We start from the raw sequence: 15,761 nt of genomic DNA, 5'->3' as shown, positions 1-15,761 counted from the left end.
CGTCATGACCACCGACATCACCGGCAAGAAGATCGCGTTCATCGCCACGAACGGCGTCGAGGAGCCCGAGCTCACCGAGCCGTGGAAGGCCGTCCAGGAGGCCGGCGGCACCCCCGTGCTCCTGTCCCCGGAGGAGGGCACCATCACGGCGATGCAGGGGGACTGGGACCGCGCCGGCAGCTACGACGTCGACGGCACCCTCGCCGCGGCGAAGGCCGAGGACTTCGACGCGCTGGTCCTGCCCGGGGGCACCCTCAACGCGGACACCGTGCGCACGGACCAGGACGCCCTGCGCCTGGTCAAGGAGTTCGACGCCGCGGGCAAGCCGATCGCGGCCATCTGCCACGCCCCGTGGATCCTCATCGAGGCCGGGCTCGCGCAGGGCAAGCGGCTCACGTCCTACACCTCCCTGGCAACGGACCTGAAGAACGCCGGGGCGGACTGGGTGGACGAGGAGGTCGTCGTCGACGGACGCCTCGTCACCTCCCGCAACCCCGGTGACCTCGAGGCCTTCAACCGGGAGGCTCTCACGCTCTTCGCCGGTTGATCAGCGCCGCCGGGCGACCGGCCCGCCGCGGAACCGCCCGGTTCCGCGGGTACCGCGGGGGCGCTCCCGGACGACCGTCGGAGGCGACGGCCGTCCGGGAGCGCCCCCGCGTCGGTGCCGGCCCCGCGGCTCAGGCCACGAGGTCCCGGCGGCGGAACCCGGCGGCGGCCGCGGCCAGGAGGGCGAGCGCCAGCGCGGCGAGACCCAGCAGCGGAGCGGCCTCCCAGTCCTCGGAGGGCACGAGCGGCGTCAGCTGCACGGGGGAGAGGTTCATCGCCGCCTCCGGCAGGTCGAGCAGCAGGCCGAACCACGAGACGAAGACCACGTACGCGACCACGGCCCAGCTCAGCGCGGCGAACCGCGGGACGAGTCCCACCAGGGCGGCGGCGACCCCCGCCACCACGAGCACGGCCGGGGCGTAGGCCAGGGCCGCCAGGGCGAGCTCGCCGGTCCAGCGCAGGTCCCCGGTGGTGGCGGTGACCCCGGCGCCCAGCGCGGCCCCGGCCAGCAGCAGGGCCAGGAGGGCCTCCACCACGACCACGGCGAGCCAGCCGAGCACCCAGCGCACCCGGTCGAGGCCCGTCGAGAGGAGCAGGGCCGTGCGGCCGGACTCCTCCTCGGAGCGCAGGCGCAGCACGCCCGAGACGGCGAACGCGACCACCCCGAGCGCGAGGTAGGACAGCGTCGCGGCGGCGAAGGACTCGGTGAGGGCGTCGAGGTCCATCACGAGCCAGTCGGTGATCGACGGGATGTCCGCGATGCTGTCCTCCAGCGAGTCGGCCAGCGAGCCGAAGGCCAAACCGAAGAGGACGAGCCCGGCGGTCCACCCCAGGAACGTGCCGCGCAGCAGCCGTCGCGCCAGCCCGGTCGCGGAGAGCAGGCCCGCCCCGGCCGCCGCGGGCCCGGGGCGTGCCGGCCGCAGCCCGGCGCCCAGGTCCCGCCGCTGGGCCAGCAGCACGGCCGCCACCAGCAGCGCCGCCGTGAGTGCCGCCGAGAGCGCCAGCGGCCACCAGCGCAGGTCCACGTAGAGCCGGGTCTGCTGGGCCCAGGCGATCGGCGAGAACCAGGACAGCCACGAGCCGGTGGGCTCGACGACGTCCCCGATCCCGCGCACCAGGAAGGCCGCGCCGAGCACGGCCATCGCCGTGCCGGAGGCGGCCCGTGCGTGCTCGGTGAGCTGGGCGGTCACGGCCGCCACGGCCCCGAAGACCAGGCCGGTGAGCGCCGTGGCCACGCCCCACGCCACGGCGTCGACCCCGCCCAGGCCCGCCGCGAAGAGCCCGGCGGTGATCCCGGCGCCGACCGCCGCGTCCGCCACGGCGACCGCACCCAGGGCGGCCGCCGCCGGGGCGAAGCGGCCCACCGGCAGCGCACGGACGACCTCGAGCCGCCCGGACTCCTCCTCGGCCCGCACGTGCCGGCTCGCGAGCAGGATGCTCATGATCGCCGTCGCCACGAGCACCGACAGGCTCAGCTCGTTGACCGTCATGGCGCCCAGCGTGTAGTCGTCCGCGCCGAAGGCCGGGCCGGTCATCATCACGGCGGACGGGTTGTCCAGCAGGGCCGCCCGGGCCTGGCGGGCCTCGCCGTCCGGGAACGTCTCCTCGAGGGCGAGCACCGTCGCGGACACGGTGCCGGTGAGCGCGAGCACCCACACGAGGATCCGGACCCGGTCCAGGCGCAGGTTGAGCCGGAACAGCCGGCCGGTCGCGGCCCACGGCTCGGCGGTCCTCATCGGGGCGCCCGCACGTCCCGGCCGGCGCCGCGCCCGGTCCCGCCCGGGGCGGCGGGCTCGGCCGGGCGGTCGCCGTAGTGGCGCAGGAAGAGCTCCTCGAGCGAGGGCGGGGTGACGGTCAGGTTCTGCACGCCCAGGTCCGCGAGCGCCCGGAGCACCTCGGGGACCCGGGCGTCGTCGACGTCGAAGCTCAGCCTCCCGTCCTCGTGCACGAGGTGGTGCACGCCCGGCAGCCCACCCAGGCGGCCGGGGCCGGCGGAGGTCGTGGCCGTGACGGCGGAGCGGGTCAGGTGGCGCAGCTGGGCGAGGGTGCCGCTCTCCACGTCCCGTCCGGCGCGGATGATGGTCACGGTGTCGCACAGCTTCTCGACCTCCGCCAGGATGTGGCTCGAGAGCAGGACCGTGCTGCCCTGCCCGCTCAGCCGGCGCACCTCGTCCGTGAACACGGCCTCCATGAGGGGGTCCAGCCCGGAGGTCGGCTCGTCCAGGACGTACAGCTCCGCCTCGGCGCTCAGGGCGGCGACCAGGGCCACCTTCTGCCGGTTGCCCTTGGAGTAGCTGCGGGCCTTCTTCGTGGGGTCGAGCTCGAAGCGCTCGACGAGCTCGTCGCGGCGGCGGCGCCGCCGCCGTCCGCCGCGGATGCCGGTGAGCAGGTCCACGATCTCGCCCCCGGTCAGGTTGGGCCACAGGTTCGTGTCCCCGGGGACGTAGGCGGTGCGGCGGTGGATCTGCACGGCGTCCCGCCAGGCGTCCAGGCCGAGGACGGTGGCCGTGCCCGCGTCCGCCCGGAGCAGGCCCAGCAGCACCCGGATCGCCGTGGACTTCCCCGAGCCGTTGGGACCGAGGAAGCCCGCGACCTGCCCCGGCGCCACGGTGAGGTCGAAGCCGTCCAGGGCCGCGGTGGGGCCGAAGGTCTTGACGAGCCCGCGGGCCTCGATCACCGGGGTGTCCATGGGTGCTCCTGACGGGTCGGGGCCGGCGGCGTCGCGCCCGCCTGCTCCTCACGGTAGGCACCGCCCCGGTGCCGGACAAGGAGGCCCGGGGGTCCCGGGCGCGCCGGCCGGGCGGCGGGGGCGGGAGCCGGCGCGGTCACTCCGGACGGCGTCCCTCCACGGCCGCGGGCGAGGGGTTCTGCGCGCCGGCGGAGGGGACCCGCCGGTCGGGCCGGTCGCGGGGGTCGAGCCACGCCTTGGCCCGCAGGGCGGGCTTCTCGACGAGCGTCCACGACAGCAGCGCCAGGGGCAGCGTCAGCAGGACGACGAGCAGGGAGTTGACGGCGACGCCCCACGACGCCGTGCCGAGCAGCACGAGGAGCTGCTGCACCGGGTACGCGTAGATGTAGACGCCGTAGGAGAGGTCGGTGCGGGTGGTCCAGTTCCGGGACGGGGCGGCGCCGAGGCCGAGGAGCAGCACGGCGAGCGGCAGCTGCCCGTACAGGTCCGCCCAGCCCTGGTCCGTGAGCACGGCGTAGACGACGCCCGCCCCCGCGACGTGCACCCAGGTGGGCCGCCACGTCCCCGCCCAGGCCCAGACCGCCGCGCCCGCCAGGAAGTAGCCCACCAGCCGGGCGCCGTTGAGCCAGAGGTGGCTCGTGACCTCCAGCGGGCCCTCGACCAGGGGGCGCAGGACGAGCACGACGAGGAACAGCCCCGGCAGCACCCACCGGGCGTGCCGCGCCGCGACGGCGAGGCTGAGGACGAGCCCGATCAGCAGGTAGGCGAGGGCCTCGTGGAACAGCGTCCAGAGCGAGCCGTTCCAGGAGTCCGGGGCCGGGACCCGGACCAGGGTCCCGTCGATGCCCCACTGCGAGATCCTCAGGTCGGCGTTGTTCAGCACGAAGCCGGCGGCGGAGGCCACGTCGAGCGACGTGCCCTCGAGCGCGGCCCCGAGCGGCGCGAAGACGGCGGCCACCACGAGCAGGCTCACCAGGAAGGCCGGGTAGATGCGCAGGAACCGCCGCCAGAGGTAGGGCACCAGCGTGGTCCGCACCCTGCTCTCCGCGATGAGGTAGCCGCTGAGCACGAAGAAGCCGTTGACGGCCACGTCGGACAGGACCTCGAGGCTCGGGCCGTCCGCGCCGGTCAGCGGCCAGGTGTGCCCGACGATCACCAGGGAAGCCAGACCCAGGCGGAGGGCGTTGAGGCGGTTGTGACGGTCGCCGAGGCGGTCCCGGAGTGTCGTGGCCAAGAGAGGTGCCTTCCGCAGGAGGGGGCAGCGCGGCCGGTGCGGTCAGCTGCTGGGCGTGGGGGCGGTCCCCGGGGCGGGGAAGCGGTCGTGACGCCGTGCCCCCACCCGCCCGACTCCGAGTTTAGGTATGCAAACGCATGGTGGGGTGCGGTGCCGCAGAAGTGGGGACGGAGCGCCGGACGGGCGCGGCGCACCGGCTGTCACAAAAAGCCCCGGTGCCCGGGGTGCTAACGCCCAGGTCAGGAGCCGTGCCAGGGTGGGAGCAGAGCCGCTCGAGGAGGGGGAGTCCCGTGCTGGAGATCCGCAGTGCCACCCAGGACCGGGCCGGGGGCGACGGGTGGCGCGCCGCCGCGCGCTCCGTGCCGGAGCGGCGCCCGGTCACGGCGCCGGTCGTGCTGGCCGGCCTCGGCGCGGCGCTCGTCGTCGTCGCCCTGGTGGCCGGACGGGCGTGGTCGGAGGTGCTCCTCGACGCCGGGGCCGTCCTGCTCACCGTGGGCGGTGTGGGGCTGCTCCTGGACGCCGGGCTGGCGCGCTGGCACGGCTCCGGGCCCGTCGAGGCGCAGCGTCCCCCGGTCCCCGCGCCGACGGCGGCCCGCGACGACCGGCTCGGCCTCGTGGGGGTCCGCGAGGAGCTCGACGCGGTCGACGTGCTCCGGGGCGTGCGCCCCGGCCAGGAGCTGTGGTGGATGGACACCTTCCCGCTGACCCTGGCCGGCGACCTGGACGCGATCCACAAGGCGCTCGACGCCGGGGTCCGCGTCCGGCTCCTGGTCCTCGACCCGAAGTCGCCCGCGCTCGCGTCCCGGCTCGGCGAGATCCGCCACCACTACGGTCTCTCGCCCATGGACCTGCGGCGCAGCTTCGACACGCTGGTCCACCAGCTCCGGGCCCTCGGCGAGCTCGACCCCGTGGTGGCCGAACGCCTGGAGGTGCGGGTCTACGACGGCCTGCCCGGAGCCCCGATCTTCCTGGTGCTCGGGGATCCCGACGCGGCGGAGGAGCCGGCGGCGGACCCGGGCGCGCCGCAGGTGCTCCGGGCGTTCAGCAGCTACTTCCTGCTCGACGCGAGCCAGGACATGCCCTACCTGGAGTGGCGGGACGGGCCGTTCGCGGACCGGCTGCACTCCTACGCGCGGCACAAGTGGGCGGAGGGGCACACGGTGTTCCCGACCGAGCCCGCCGACCGCTCCGCCTCGGCGTTCAACGTCCGGCCCGAGGGGGCGGCGCGCCCGGCCCGGGGGAGCTCCGAGGGCTCCTGAGCGTCCGGCCCGGCGTCACTGTGGCGGTGAGCGCACAAGTCTGCTGAGATGACGGCATGGACGTTTCGGACTTCAAGACCCTGTTCGGCGACGACATCCGGGCCTGGCTCGACTGGGGTGCGGTGGACGACGAGAACTCCCGGATCGAGGACCTCGTGATCTCGTCCCGGGAGGAGCTCGCCGACCTCTACACGGTGTGGCACGTGGACCCCGAGGGCAACCCGGGCGAGTGGTCGCACCCGCAGCACCGGCCGCTGACCCTCGCCGAGGCGGCCGCGAAGCAGTGGCCGGAGGACCGGCAGGGCAAGATCGACCACATGCGCCAGGAGTTCGCGGAGGAGTCGGGGCCGGTCCAGCTCACCGTCCCGGCGTACCGGACCGAGGGCTTCCTCGTGGTACTCGACTCCAACCACCGCCTGGTGGGCGCCTACCTCTCCGGGGCCGACCTGCGCGTGCTGCTGGTCGTGCTGGACGGGCCCTCGTCCTCCCAGGTGCTGCCCGCCACCGCGCAGATCGAGAACGACCAGGCGGAGCGGAACTGAGACGGTCCACGCCGGACCGGTCCGACCCCGGGACTAGCATGAGCCCATGAGCGACGACGCCCGCCCCGAGACCCGCTGCCCCGTCCCGCACGGCGACCGGCGCCGGACCGCCCCGCCCGGCGAGCGCAGCGTGCCGCGGGTGGAGGTGCTCGACGGCGTCTGGCACGTCCGCTCCCTGCCGATGGTCCGCCAGGTGCTGCGGGAGGCCGACGGCACGGTCCAGGCCGGCTTCAGCGCGGAGACCGCCCGGCAGGGCCTGACCGGCGACCACCCGCCCGTGCTCTACGCGGACGGTCCGGAGCACCGGCGCCAGCGCACCGCCACCGCGAGGTTCTTCACCCCGGCCGCGGTGAGCCGCCGCTACCGGGCCCTGATGGAGGAGCGCGCCGACGAGCTGGTCGAGCGGATCCGGCAGGACGGCGGGGCCGAGCTGTCCGCGATCACGCTGCGCTACTCCGTCGAGGTCGCCGCCCAGGTGGTGGGGCTGACGAACTCGGACATCGACGGGATGTCCCGGCGCCTGGAGCGCTTCTTCAGCGGCCCCGTGACCGGCTCCGCCGGTTCCCGACGGCGCCGGCTCCCCGCTCGGCTGAGCGCCGTCGCTGGGGCCCTGCGGCCGATGTGGGCGATGACCGCCTTCCAGCTCCGGGACGTGCGCCCGGCCATCCGGGCCCGGCGCCGGCAGCCGCAGGAGGACGTCGTGTCCCACCTGCTCGCGGAGGACTACACGGACCGGGAGATCCTCGTGGAGTGCCTCACCTACGCGGCCGCCGGCATGGCCACCACCCGCGAGTTCATCGCGGTGGCCGCCTGGCACCTGCTGGAGGACGACCGGCTGCGGGAGGAGTACCTCGCGGCCGACGAGCCGGCCCGGCACGGGATCCTGCACGAGATCCTGCGCCTGGAACCGGTGGTGGGCCACCTCTACCGCCGGACCACGCGGGAGCTGGTCCTGGAGGACGGGGACGAGCGCCACGAGGTGCCCGTCGGGGCGCTGCTCGACCTCTACGTCCGCCAGGCGAACACCGACGAGCAGGCCCTGGGGGAGGACGCCCGGCAGCTGTGCCCGGAACGGTCCCGGCCGCGCGGGATCCGGCCCGAGGCGATGTCCTTCGGGGACGGCGCCCACCGGTGCCCGGGCGGGTTCCTCGCGATCCAGGAGACCGACGTCTTCCTGCAGCGCCTGCTGCGGCTGCCCCTGGAGTTCGCGCACCCGCCGCGGGTCTCGTGGGTCGAGCTGATCGCCGCCTACGAGATGCGCGACGTCGTCCTGCGGGTCGGCGCCGGTCAGGGGTGGCGCACGCCCTCCCCGGCGAGCACCGCCCGGTAGCCCTCTCGGTACGTGGGGTGGCGCAGCTCGACGCCGGACTCCCGCAGCCGCCGGTTGGACAGCCGCTTCGAGCCCCGGTGCGGCGCGTCCGCCTCCGGGACGTCCTCGGGCCGGGGGACGCCGAGCTCCTGCGCCAGGAACTCGAGGACCTCGAGCTCGGGCACGGGCTCGTCGTCCGTGCCCAGGTACAGCGTGAGCGGCTGCGCATCCATGGTCAGCAGGTGCACGGCCGCCGCCGCCGCGTCGTCGCGGTGGATGCGGTTGGTCCAGGCCGCCCCGGCGGCACCGTCCCCGGAGCGCACCTTGTCGATCAGCCGCGTCCGGCCCGGCCCGTAGATCCCGGACAGCCGCAGGACCGTGCCGTGCGGGAACTGCTCGTGGAACAGCTCCTCGGCCTCCAGCAGGATGCGCGCGGTCGGGGTCGAGGGGTCCGGCGGGGTGTCCTCGGTGACCTCCCCGCCGTCGGCGTCCCCGCACACGGCGGTCGAGGAGACCAACAGGGCGCGCCGGGGCAGGGCCCCGGCGGCGCGCAGCCCGTCGAACAGGTGGTGAAGGCCGTCGACGTAGGCCGCCCGGTAGGCCTCCGGCGTCCGCCCGTCCGCGGCGGTGGCCACGACCAGCAGCTCGACGTCGCCCGGCAGCTCGGGCACCTCGGTGCTCAGGTCCACCGCGATCCCGGTCAGGGGCGGCGGCAGCAGCTCCGCACGGCGGCGCAGGCCCAGCACCTCGTGCCCCTGCCCGGCCAGCCGCAGCCCGATCTCCGTGCCCAGGTCTCCGCATCCCGCGATCACCACGCTCATGGCCCCGATTCTCCCACGTCCCGGACCGGGCGCCGCAGCGCGGGCCGGTCCTGTTCCCCCGGCGGCGGCGGCACCGTAGGTTGGAGGTGGCGGCCGGGCACCCCCGGGCGGCCGAGGAGCACGGAAGGGGTCGACGGTGGAGTGGTACCGCAAGGACGTGGAGGAGCTCGCCCCCGAGGACTGCTGGGACCGGCTGCGGGCGGACGGCGTCGCCCGGCTGGCCGTCGTGGTGGACGGGGCGCCGGAGATCTTCCCGATCAACTACGTGGTCGACCGCGGGACGATCGTGTTCCGCTCGGGCCTGGGCACGAAGGTCAGCGGCGCGCTCGAGGGCCTGGCGGTGGCCCTCGAGATCGACGGGCACGACCCGGCGACCGCCACGGCGTGGAGCGTGATCGTGAAGGGCGGCGCCGAGAGCGTCCGGCCGGGCCACGCCCTGATGGAGGCCCTGCAGCTGCCCCTGTTCCCGTGGCAGGAGGGGATGAAGGACCAGTTCGTCCGCATCGTCCCGACCGCCGTGACAGGCCGGCGCTTCACCATGGCCGACCACGAGGCGTGGAACTCCCGGGCGGCCGTCGGCCGCCGGACCCCGGGCGGGTCCGCCCGCTGGACCGAGGCCGGCTCCGGCGGGTCGTGACGGCCCGGGCCGGCTCCCGCGGAGCGGGCCGTGTCGGGACGGGGAGGCCTCCGTGCCCGGTCAGTAGGGTGGGGACATGACCGCGCACACCGTCTACACCGTGGGCCACTCCACCCGCTCCGCCGAGGAGTTCGTGGCGCTGCTGCGGGAGTCCGGGGTGCAGCAGCTCGTCGACATCCGCACGGTGCCGCGCTCGCGGAAGAACCCGCAGTTCGACCTCGACGCGCTGCCGGGCACGCTCGCGGAGGCCGGCATCGGGCACAGCTACTGCAAGGGCCTTGGCGGGCTGCGCCCCACCTCGAAGGACTCGGTCAACACCGCCTGGCGCAACGAGTCCTTCCGCGGCTACGCCGACCACATGCTGACCGACGAGTTCCGGGCCGCGCTGGCCGGGCTCGAGCGCCTGGCCGAGGACCGCGTGGTCGCGATCATGTGCGCGGAGGCCGTCTGGTGGCGCTGCCACCGCTCGCTCGTGGCCGAGGCCCTGCTGGTGCGCGGGCACGACGTGCAGCACATCATGGGCCCCGGCAAGCTGACCCCCGCGACGCTGCGGGACTTCGCCGTGGTCGACGGAGACCGGATCACCTACCCAGGAGGAGAACCATGCAGCACCTGAACGAGATCGCCCTGCAGCACCTGAACGAGGCACGCCACGCCCCGCACGGGCGCAGCGCCGAGCAGCTCCTGCACCAGAAGGTGCTGCGCCAGACCCTCCTGGCCCTCAAGGAGGGGGCGGTGCTCGCGGAGCACAACGCCCCCTACGCCGGGAGCCTGCAGGTGCTGCACGGGCGGATCCGGGTCTCCTCGAGCGAGGACCTGGTGCTCGGGGCCGGACACCTGCACGTGATCCCCGCGGAGCGGCACTCCGTGGTGGCCCTGGAGGACTCGGTGTTCATCCTCACCGCCGTGACCGGCATCGAGGACGCCGCCGAGTAGCCCCGCAGCGGCCCGGGGGAGGAGCGGGGGCGCTCAGCGCCGGCCCAGGTGCTTCTCCCGGCGGTAGGCGATGAACACGCCGGACACCGCGATCATCAGCATCATGGCGGCGATGAGCGCGAGCGTCCATGCGCCGTCGATCAGGGCGACGACCAGCAGGACGAGGGCGATCGCGGTCAGCAGGAACTGGAAGATCAGCACGGGGCAGCCTCCGGTCGGGAACAGGGGTCCCATCGAGGCTACCCGAGGCGTCCGCGGCGCCGGACGCCGGGGCCGGGCGCATTCCCGGTTTCGCCCTCCGCGTGAGCCGTGTCCCTGCGGCCGGGAGGGGGCTAGCGTCGGGGGAGAACACCACGTCCCCTCACCACCCCAAGGAGCACATCCATGTCCCGCACAGCCATCATCGGCGGCCACGGCAAGGTCGCCCTCGTCCTCGCCCAGCTGCTCAAGACCGGCGGCAACGACGTCACGAGCATCTTCCGCAACCCCGACCACACGGACGACGTCGAGAACACCGGCGCGTCCCCCGTGGTGGCCGACGTGGAGCAGCTGTCGGTCGCCCAGCTCGCGGACCTGCTCGAGGGCCAGGACGCCGTCGTGTGGAGCGCCGGCGCCGGCGGCGGCAGCCCCGAGCGCACCTACGCCGTGGACCGGGACGCGGCGATCCGCGCGATGGACGCGGCCGTGATGGCCGGCGCCAAGCGCTTCGTCATGGTCTCCTACTTCGGCGCCGGCCAGGACCACGGCGTCCCCGAGGACGACCCCTTCCACGCCTACGCCCAGGCCAAGGCCGACGCCGACGACCACCTGCGCGCCTCCTCGCTCGACTGGACGATCGTGGGCCCCGGCGCCCTCACCGAGGACGAGGCGACCGGCAGGATCGACGTGTCCGCGGGCGAGCGGGACGGCGAGCACCGGACCTCGCGGGCCAACGTGGCGCTCGTGGTCGCGGCCGTGCTGGACGACCCCTCGACCATCGGGAAGACCATCGAGTTCTCCGACGGCCACACGCTCATCACCGAGGCGCTCGAGGTGCAGCCGTGACCGCCTGAGCGCACCGCACGAGGGGCGGCCGCCGCGCACCGGGACCCCGGGCGCGGCGGCCGCCCCTCGCCGCAGGGCCCCTGACCAGGAACGGCGCAGGGTTCCTAGGCCAGGAAGTCGGCCGTCCCCAGGACGCGTGCGGTCGCGCCGGGCCCGGTCGTACCGGGGCCGGGCGCGTCCAGGGCGGCGATGCGGCGCTCGGCGATCCGCCAGCCGTCCGGGGTGCGCACGAACAGGTCCAGCTGGTCCCCGCCCAGCGCGGTCCCGTCGGCGCACACCACCAGCCACTTGCTCCAGGCCCGCACCCGGTCCGGGGCGAGCCGGCGCAGCACCGTGTCGGTGACCAGGTGGGGGTCCCGGGTCTCGGCCAGGGTCCGCTCGGCGATCTCAGCGGGCCCGCGCGCGGTCCCGCCCGGGGAGACGACGACGGCGTCCCCGGTGAACACCCGGTCCAGGTCCGGCCAGGCGCGGGCGTCCACCACCCGGGCGCACCGGCTCAGGACGGTGCCGATCTCGAGCGCGTCGGCGGCGGGCACCCGGTCCCACCCCGCGCCCGGTGCGGGGCTCACCGGCGGGCCCGGTCGGCGGCCGCGAGCACGGCGTCGTCGAACATCGCGTAGGCGTACGGGGCCGGCGCGTAGCCGCCCTCGGCGAGCGCCGCGGAGGCGGAGTCGTTGCGGGGCGCCACGGTGCGCCGCTCGATCCGCCACCCGTCGGCGGTGCGGCGGAACGTGTCGATGTAGTCGCCGCAGGCCACCCTCCGGTCCCACGTCAGCAGCAGCATCCTGGACCAGCACACGGCGGTGTCCGCGTCCACGGCCTCCACGATCGAGTTCAGGGTGTGCGTGGCGGGGAAGCGGGCGAGATCGACGGACTCGACGAAGCGCCGCACGCCCGCCGGGCCGTCGAACTCCCCCTGCGGTGCGCTCAGGCGGACTCCCGGCACGAACACCTCCCCGAACATGTCCCACTGGCGGTTGTCCAGCAGGTGCGAGGAGAAGCTCAGGATCTCGGCGATCTCGATCCGGTCCTGGGCGCTGAGCGCCCCGGTGGTGCTCTCCGTCGTGCTCTCCGCGGTCTGCTCCGAGACCTGTGTGTCGTCCATGGTCCTGCTCTCGTCCTCTCGTCCTTCTCGCGGGCCGGCCGGGCCGTTCCGGCGCGCCGGCGCACGACAAGCGGTTCCGCCCATGATGAATTCCCGGCCCCGGCCGTGCCACGAGGCCCGGTCGTTCCCTAATCTGACCACATGAGCACCCACCAGGATGACATCCAGCACATCGTCGAGTTCGTGAACCGCACCCGCGTCGGCATGCTCAGCACCCGCGAGGCCACCGGCAAGCTCGTCAGCCGCCCGATGACCGTGGTCGACGTGGCCCCGGGGGAGGACCTCAACTTCTTCACCAGCCGGGACACCTCCTCGGTCCGGGACGTGGCGGCCAACGACGCCGTCAACGTCGCGTTCGTGGGGGACCACGAATGGGTCTCGATCTCCGGCGCCGCCGAGGTGGTCGAGGACCGGCAGGTGCTCGAGGGGCTGTGGTCCGACGCGCTGAAGGCGTACTACCCGGACGGGCCCGCCACACCCGGGCTCGTGGTGCTGCGCGTGCGCACGGAGACCGCCGAGCACTGGCGCAGCCCCGGGACGGTCGCCACCGCGCTGCGCTGGGCCAGGGCCCGCGCCACCGGGGAGCAGATCGACCCCGGCCAGTCCACGGTGGTGGACCTGTGAGCCTGCCCCCGATCCACCAGGGAGCCACCGCCGGCCGGGACCCCGAACGGCTGGACCTCGAGGAGGTCCTGCGCCTGACCGCCGTGGTGCACGGCTCCGTGCAGGGCGTCGGGTTCCGCTGGTGGACCGCGCGCCACGCGGAGCGGCTGGGCCTGCACGGCTCGGCGGTGAACAACGCGGACGGCACCGTGGGGGTGATCGCCGAGGGCCCCCGGCACGCCGTGCGGGACCTGCTCAAGGCCCTCAACGGCGGCGGCACGCCCGGCGCCGTGATGAAGGTGGACTCCCACTACGGCCCCGCCACCGGGGAGTTCCGCGGGTTCGTCACCGGCTGAGCCGCGACGCCGCGCCCCCGCCCGCGTTCTACGATGGGGGCATGGCTCACGACCACGCCGGGGACCGCGGACGCGCGGAGCACGACCACGGGCCCGGGCACTCGCACGCCGGCCCCGGGACCGACCGGTGGCGGATCGCCACCGCCCTCGGGATCACCGCGGCGCTGTTCGTCGTCCAGCTGGTCGGCGCCCTGTGGACGGGCTCCCTGGCGCTCCTCATCGACACCGCCCACGTGCTCACGGACGCGGGCGGGCTGCTGCTCGCGCTGATCGCCGCGCAGCTGACACTGCGCCCGCCCAGCGCCCGGCGCACGTGGGGCTGGCGGCGCGCGGAGATCGTGGCCGCGGCCCTGCAGGCCGGGGTGTTGCTGGCCGTGGGGCTGTTCGTGCTCGTGGAGGGCGTGCGCCGGTTCCTCGAGCCGCACCCGGTGGCCTCGGCCGAGATGCTGGTCTTCGGCGCCCTGGGCCTGGCCGGCAACCTCGTGGCGATGGCCGTGCTCTTCGGGGGCCGGCGCTCGAACCTGAACCTGCGCGCGGCGATGCTCGAGGTGCTCAACGACGCACTGGGCTCGGTCGCCGTGATCGTCGCGGCCGTGGTCATCACCCTCACCGGCTGGGTGCAGGCGGACGCCGTGGTGGCGCTGCTCATCGGGGCGCTCATCGTGCCCCGCACCGTCCGGCTGCTCGTGGAGTCCCTGTCCGTGCTCATGGAGAGCGTGCCCCCCGGGCTCGACATGGACGAGGTCCGCGGGCACATCCTCGAGCTCCCGCACGTGGTGGAGGTCCACGACCTGCACGCGACCCGGATCTCCTCGGACCTGCCCGTGCTCACCGCCCACGTGGTGCTCGAGGAGGAGTACTTCTACTCCGGCGGCTCCGCGGAGGCGCTGGGCCGGATCCAGCAGTGCGTGGCCGAGCACTTCCCCGTGTCCGTCCAGCACTCCACGATCCAGCTGGAGCCCGCGGACCACGACGAACCGGAGGTCTGCGCCCCCCATGAGCACTGAGCCCCCGAGCGGCGAGCAGCACTGCCTGGTCGTCTTCGTCCCCGCCACCCACGCCGAGCAGGTCCTGCAGGCCCTGGGCGAGGCCGGGGCGGGACGGGCCGGGAACTACTCCCACACCGCGTTCGTGAGCCGCGGCACCGGGCGGTTCACGCCGCTGCCGGGGGCGCACCCCGTGATCGGGGAGGTCGGCCGGCCCCAGGAGGTCGACGAGGTCCGCATCGAGACGCTGTATCCGGCCGCCGAGCGCGAGCGCGTGCTGCGGGCGATGGCCGGGGCCCACCCCTACGAGGTCCCGGCCTTCACCACCTTCCCGGTCCACGACCGGGGCCCGTCCTTCGACGAGCAGGGCCGGCTCAGGAGCCGGCCGGATCCTGCATGAGCACCGAGCGGATCAGGAAGCGCTTGCCCTCCGGCGCCTCCACCGAGAACCCGGAGCCGCGGCCCTCCACCACGTCCACCGTGAGGAGGGTGTGCTTCCAGTACTCGAACTGCTCGCGGGACATCCAGAACTCGAGCTCGGCCGTGGCCGGGTCACCGGGCAGCGTGAATACGCCCAGCAGCACGTCCGCCGGGCCGGTGAGGAAGTCCCCGGCCGGGTAGCACATGGGCGCGGAGCCGTCGCAGCACCCGCCGGACTGGTGGAACATCAGCCGCCCGTGGATCCCCCGCAGCGTCCCGAGCAGCTCCACGGCGGCCGGCGTCAGGGCCACCCTGGAGAACGTCTCGCCCTCGACAGCGGGGACGGACTCCAGGACGGCGGTGTCCCCGGCGGTGTCCCCGGCGGTGTCCCCGGCGGCGCTCCCGGGGATGTTCGTGGTGACGTTCGTGGCGGTGCTCTCTGCGGTGTTCTCGGCGGTGCTCACAGCACGCTCCTCGGCTCGGCGGTGTGATCCACGCTACAGGCGGTGGAGCAGTTCCTCCAGGCCGAGGCCGTCCAGCACGCCCGCCGGGTGCGGTCCGGCGGCGGCGAAGGCGTCCGCCCACTCCCGGGGCAGGGCCCGGCGCCCGCCCACGAGGACCAGGTTGCCCGGGTAGCGCCCCGTGAGCAGCCGCTCCTCGGCCAGGCACCACACGTCGGCCAGCGCCTCCCGCATCGCCCGCGCCTGCCCGGCGAAGAACGCCAGCCCGGGGTCGTCGCCCACGTTGACGACCAGCACCCCGCCGGGCGCCAGCACCCCGGCGGCCTCGGCGTAGAAGGACGGCTCCGTGAGGTGGGCGGGGGCGTCCCGGCCCGAGAAGACGTCGAGGACCACGAGGTCCGCGGTCCCGGGGTCGACGACGTCCGGCAGGGCCGCCCGGGCGTCGTCGATCACGACGCGCACGTCCGCCCCCGCGGGCAGGGGCAGCGCCTCGAGCACGAACGCGGGCAGCTCCCGCTCCAGCTCCACGGCCACCTGCGCGGAGCCGGGCCGGGTCGCGGCCACGTACCGGGCGAGCGTCAGGGCCCCGGCGCCCAGGTGGACCGCGGTGACCGGCGCACCCGGCGCCGCCACCACGTCGACGACGCCGCCGATCCGCCGCAGGTACTCGTAGAAGATCTCCCCGGGGCGGGCGAGGTCCACGTGGGACTGCTCGGCCCCGCCGATGGAGAGCACGAACCCGCCCTCGGTGAAGCCGTCCGGGGTGATCTCGGCGTGCACGCCGGCGTCCTTGAGGTATCTGCGCATGAGCCC

General features: G+C 74.8%; 21 protein-coding genes. 12 read left to right on the top strand and 9 right to left on the bottom strand.

Annotated features, from left to right (window positions below; all coding sequences use genetic code 11):
* The first annotated feature begins 4 nt into the window (after positions 1–4).
* Positions 5–547, top strand: a complete 543-nt coding sequence (locus tag RF640_RS08145) for a type 1 glutamine amidotransferase domain-containing protein (RefSeq protein WP_017833464.1) — start codon at positions 5–7, stop codon at positions 545–547.
* 130 nt (positions 548–677) lie between these two features.
* On the opposite strand, the gene RF640_RS08140 is transcribed toward RF640_RS08145, so the two are convergent.
* The 3 genes from RF640_RS08140 to RF640_RS08130 all read right to left on the bottom strand — a co-directional run bounded on the left by RF640_RS08140 (position 678) and on the right by RF640_RS08130 (position 4,469).
* Entirely contained in the window at positions 678–2,282 is a 1,605-nt protein-coding gene (locus RF640_RS08140; RefSeq protein ID WP_368827424.1) for an ABC transporter permease, read from the bottom strand.
* Entirely contained in the window at positions 2,279–3,235 is a 957-nt protein-coding gene (locus RF640_RS08135; RefSeq protein WP_368827422.1) for an ATP-binding cassette domain-containing protein, read from the bottom strand. The genes RF640_RS08140 and RF640_RS08135 overlap by 4 nt, the downstream gene beginning before the upstream one ends.
* A gap of 136 nt (positions 3,236–3,371) precedes the next feature.
* Positions 3,372–4,469, bottom strand: coding sequence for an acyltransferase family protein (locus RF640_RS08130; RefSeq protein WP_368827420.1), 1,098 nt, complete (start codon positions 4,467–4,469; stop codon positions 3,372–3,374).
* Positions 4,470–4,759: 290 nt separating this feature from the next.
* On the opposite strand from RF640_RS08130, the gene RF640_RS08125 reads away from it, so the two are divergent.
* From RF640_RS08125 to RF640_RS08115, 3 genes are read left to right on the top strand one after another with little or no spacing between them, the layout of a single operon-like run.
* Positions 4,760–5,728 (top strand): hypothetical protein, encoded by a 969-nt coding sequence (locus tag RF640_RS08125; protein WP_368827418.1) that lies wholly within the window; start codon positions 4,760–4,762, stop codon positions 5,726–5,728.
* A gap of 56 nt (positions 5,729–5,784) precedes the next feature.
* Positions 5,785–6,270: a hypothetical protein gene (locus RF640_RS08120; protein ID WP_017833469.1), complete on the top strand. Its 486-nt coding sequence runs from the start codon at positions 5,785–5,787 to the stop codon at positions 6,268–6,270.
* A gap of 46 nt (positions 6,271–6,316) precedes the next feature.
* Positions 6,317–7,600, top strand: a complete 1,284-nt coding sequence (locus RF640_RS08115) for a cytochrome P450 (protein ID WP_368827416.1) — start codon at positions 6,317–6,319, stop codon at positions 7,598–7,600.
* Here the strand turns inward: RF640_RS08115 and RF640_RS08110 are convergent.
* On the bottom strand, positions 7,558–8,400 hold the full coding sequence (locus RF640_RS08110) for an SDR family oxidoreductase (protein ID WP_368827414.1): 843 nt from the start codon (positions 8,398–8,400) through the stop codon (positions 7,558–7,560). The two genes, RF640_RS08115 and RF640_RS08110, sit on opposite strands and share 43 nt — an antisense overlap.
* Positions 8,401–8,536: 136 nt before the next feature.
* On the opposite strand from RF640_RS08110, the gene RF640_RS08105 reads away from it, so the two are divergent.
* The 3 genes from RF640_RS08105 to RF640_RS08095 all read left to right on the top strand — a co-directional run bounded on the left by RF640_RS08105 (position 8,537) and on the right by RF640_RS08095 (position 9,973).
* Entirely contained in the window at positions 8,537–9,037 is a 501-nt protein-coding gene (locus RF640_RS08105; protein ID WP_035928142.1) for a pyridoxamine 5'-phosphate oxidase family protein, read from the top strand.
* 76 nt (positions 9,038–9,113) lie between these two features.
* Positions 9,114–9,653, top strand: coding sequence for a DUF488 family protein (locus tag RF640_RS08100; protein WP_017833473.1), 540 nt, complete (start codon positions 9,114–9,116; stop codon positions 9,651–9,653).
* The gene (locus tag RF640_RS08095; RefSeq protein WP_017833474.1) at positions 9,641–9,973 is read left to right on the top strand and encodes a hypothetical protein; all 333 of its coding nucleotides are present in this window, start codon (positions 9,641–9,643) and stop codon (positions 9,971–9,973) included. Before RF640_RS08100 ends, RF640_RS08095 begins: the two co-directional genes overlap by 13 nt.
* A gap of 33 nt (positions 9,974–10,006) precedes the next feature.
* Here the strand turns inward: RF640_RS08095 and RF640_RS08090 are convergent, their stop codons facing one another.
* Positions 10,007–10,207, bottom strand: a complete 201-nt coding sequence (locus tag RF640_RS08090) for a hypothetical protein (protein ID WP_368827410.1) — start codon at positions 10,205–10,207, stop codon at positions 10,007–10,009.
* 150 nt (positions 10,208–10,357) lie between these two features.
* Between RF640_RS08090 and RF640_RS08085 the strand changes: the two genes are divergently transcribed.
* A complete protein-coding gene (locus RF640_RS08085; RefSeq protein WP_017833476.1) occupies positions 10,358–11,017 on the top strand; it encodes an SDR family oxidoreductase in 660 nt (219 codons plus the stop codon).
* 104 nt (positions 11,018–11,121) lie between these two features.
* Here RF640_RS08085 and RF640_RS08080 read toward each other — a convergent pair whose 3' ends face one another.
* Both RF640_RS08080 and RF640_RS08075 read right to left on the bottom strand, forming a co-directional pair.
* The gene (locus tag RF640_RS08080; protein WP_176337384.1) at positions 11,122–11,586 is read right to left on the bottom strand and encodes a nuclear transport factor 2 family protein; all 465 of its coding nucleotides are present in this window, start codon (positions 11,584–11,586) and stop codon (positions 11,122–11,124) included.
* Positions 11,583–12,122 carry a nuclear transport factor 2 family protein gene (locus RF640_RS08075; protein ID WP_052133003.1) on the bottom strand — a complete coding sequence of 180 codons (540 nt, stop codon included), beginning with the start codon at positions 12,120–12,122 and terminating at the stop codon, positions 11,583–11,585. The genes RF640_RS08080 and RF640_RS08075 overlap by 4 nt, the downstream gene beginning before the upstream one ends.
* Positions 12,123–12,263: 141 nt before the next feature.
* Between RF640_RS08075 and RF640_RS08070 the strand changes: the two genes are divergently transcribed.
* Genes RF640_RS08070 through RF640_RS08055 form a run of 4 tightly spaced genes read left to right on the top strand, consistent with a single transcriptional unit; the run spans position 12,264 to position 14,467 of the window.
* Positions 12,264–12,746: a pyridoxamine 5'-phosphate oxidase family protein gene (locus RF640_RS08070; protein ID WP_017833479.1), complete on the top strand. Its 483-nt coding sequence runs from the start codon at positions 12,264–12,266 to the stop codon at positions 12,744–12,746.
* The gene (locus RF640_RS08065; protein WP_017833480.1) at positions 12,743–13,081 is read left to right on the top strand and encodes an acylphosphatase; all 339 of its coding nucleotides are present in this window, start codon (positions 12,743–12,745) and stop codon (positions 13,079–13,081) included. Before RF640_RS08070 ends, RF640_RS08065 begins: the two co-directional genes overlap by 4 nt.
* A 41-nt stretch (positions 13,082–13,122) precedes the next feature.
* Entirely contained in the window at positions 13,123–14,088 is a 966-nt protein-coding gene (locus RF640_RS08060) for a cation diffusion facilitator family transporter (protein WP_017833481.1), read from the top strand.
* On the top strand, positions 14,078–14,467 hold the full coding sequence (locus RF640_RS08055) for a hypothetical protein (RefSeq protein WP_017833482.1): 390 nt from the start codon (positions 14,078–14,080) through the stop codon (positions 14,465–14,467). The genes RF640_RS08060 and RF640_RS08055 overlap by 11 nt, the downstream gene beginning before the upstream one ends.
* Here the strand turns inward: RF640_RS08055 and RF640_RS08050 are convergent.
* Together RF640_RS08050 and RF640_RS08045 are read right to left on the bottom strand one after the other, a co-directional pair.
* The gene (locus RF640_RS08050; RefSeq protein WP_368827507.1) at positions 14,442–14,897 is read right to left on the bottom strand and encodes a DUF779 domain-containing protein; all 456 of its coding nucleotides are present in this window, start codon (positions 14,895–14,897) and stop codon (positions 14,442–14,444) included. The two genes, RF640_RS08055 and RF640_RS08050, sit on opposite strands and share 26 nt — an antisense overlap.
* A gap of 87 nt (positions 14,898–14,984) precedes the next feature.
* A complete protein-coding gene (locus RF640_RS08045; RefSeq protein ID WP_035928148.1) occupies positions 14,985–15,755 on the bottom strand; it encodes a spermidine synthase in 771 nt (256 codons plus the stop codon).
* Positions 15,756–15,761: the final 6 nt, after the last annotated feature.

The sequence above is a fragment of the Kocuria sp. CPCC 205231 genome, assembly GCF_040980965.1.
Taxonomy (GTDB): Bacteria; Actinomycetota; Actinomycetes; order Actinomycetales; family Micrococcaceae; genus Kocuria; species Kocuria rosea.
This window is presented reverse-complemented; position numbering and strand designations above follow the sequence as displayed.

Bases quoted from the DNA above. Each gene is read 5' to 3' on its own strand.
- RF640_RS08145 (WP_017833464.1), top strand. From the start codon at position 5: ATGACCACCGACATCACCGGCAAGAAGATCGCGTTCATCGCCACGAAC.
- RF640_RS08140 (WP_368827424.1), bottom strand. From the start codon at position 2,282: ATGAGGACCGCCGAGCCGTGGGCCGCGACCGGCCGGCTGTTCCGGCTC.
- RF640_RS08135 (WP_368827422.1), bottom strand. From the start codon at position 3,235: ATGGACACCCCGGTGATCGAGGCCCGCGGGCTCGTCAAGACCTTCGGC.
- RF640_RS08120 (WP_017833469.1), top strand. From the start codon at position 5,785: ATGGACGTTTCGGACTTCAAGACCCTGTTCGGCGACGACATCCGGGCC.
- RF640_RS08115 (WP_368827416.1), top strand. From the start codon at position 6,317: ATGAGCGACGACGCCCGCCCCGAGACCCGCTGCCCCGTCCCGCACGGC.
- RF640_RS08110 (WP_368827414.1), bottom strand. From the start codon at position 8,400: ATGAGCGTGGTGATCGCGGGATGCGGAGACCTGGGCACGGAGATCGGG.
- RF640_RS08100 (WP_017833473.1), top strand. From the start codon at position 9,114: ATGACCGCGCACACCGTCTACACCGTGGGCCACTCCACCCGCTCCGCC.
- RF640_RS08095 (WP_017833474.1), top strand. From the start codon at position 9,641: ATGCAGCACCTGAACGAGATCGCCCTGCAGCACCTGAACGAGGCACGC.
- RF640_RS08090 (WP_368827410.1), bottom strand. From the start codon at position 10,207: ATGGGACCCCTGTTCCCGACCGGAGGCTGCCCCGTGCTGATCTTCCAG.
- RF640_RS08085 (WP_017833476.1), top strand. From the start codon at position 10,358: ATGTCCCGCACAGCCATCATCGGCGGCCACGGCAAGGTCGCCCTCGTC.
- RF640_RS08075 (WP_052133003.1), bottom strand. From the start codon at position 12,122: ATGGACGACACACAGGTCTCGGAGCAGACCGCGGAGAGCACGACGGAG.
- RF640_RS08070 (WP_017833479.1), top strand. From the start codon at position 12,264: ATGAGCACCCACCAGGATGACATCCAGCACATCGTCGAGTTCGTGAAC.
- RF640_RS08060 (WP_017833481.1), top strand. From the start codon at position 13,123: ATGGCTCACGACCACGCCGGGGACCGCGGACGCGCGGAGCACGACCAC.
- RF640_RS08055 (WP_017833482.1), top strand. From the start codon at position 14,078: ATGAGCACTGAGCCCCCGAGCGGCGAGCAGCACTGCCTGGTCGTCTTC.
- RF640_RS08045 (WP_035928148.1), bottom strand. From the start codon at position 15,755: ATGCGCAGATACCTCAAGGACGCCGGCGTGCACGCCGAGATCACCCCG.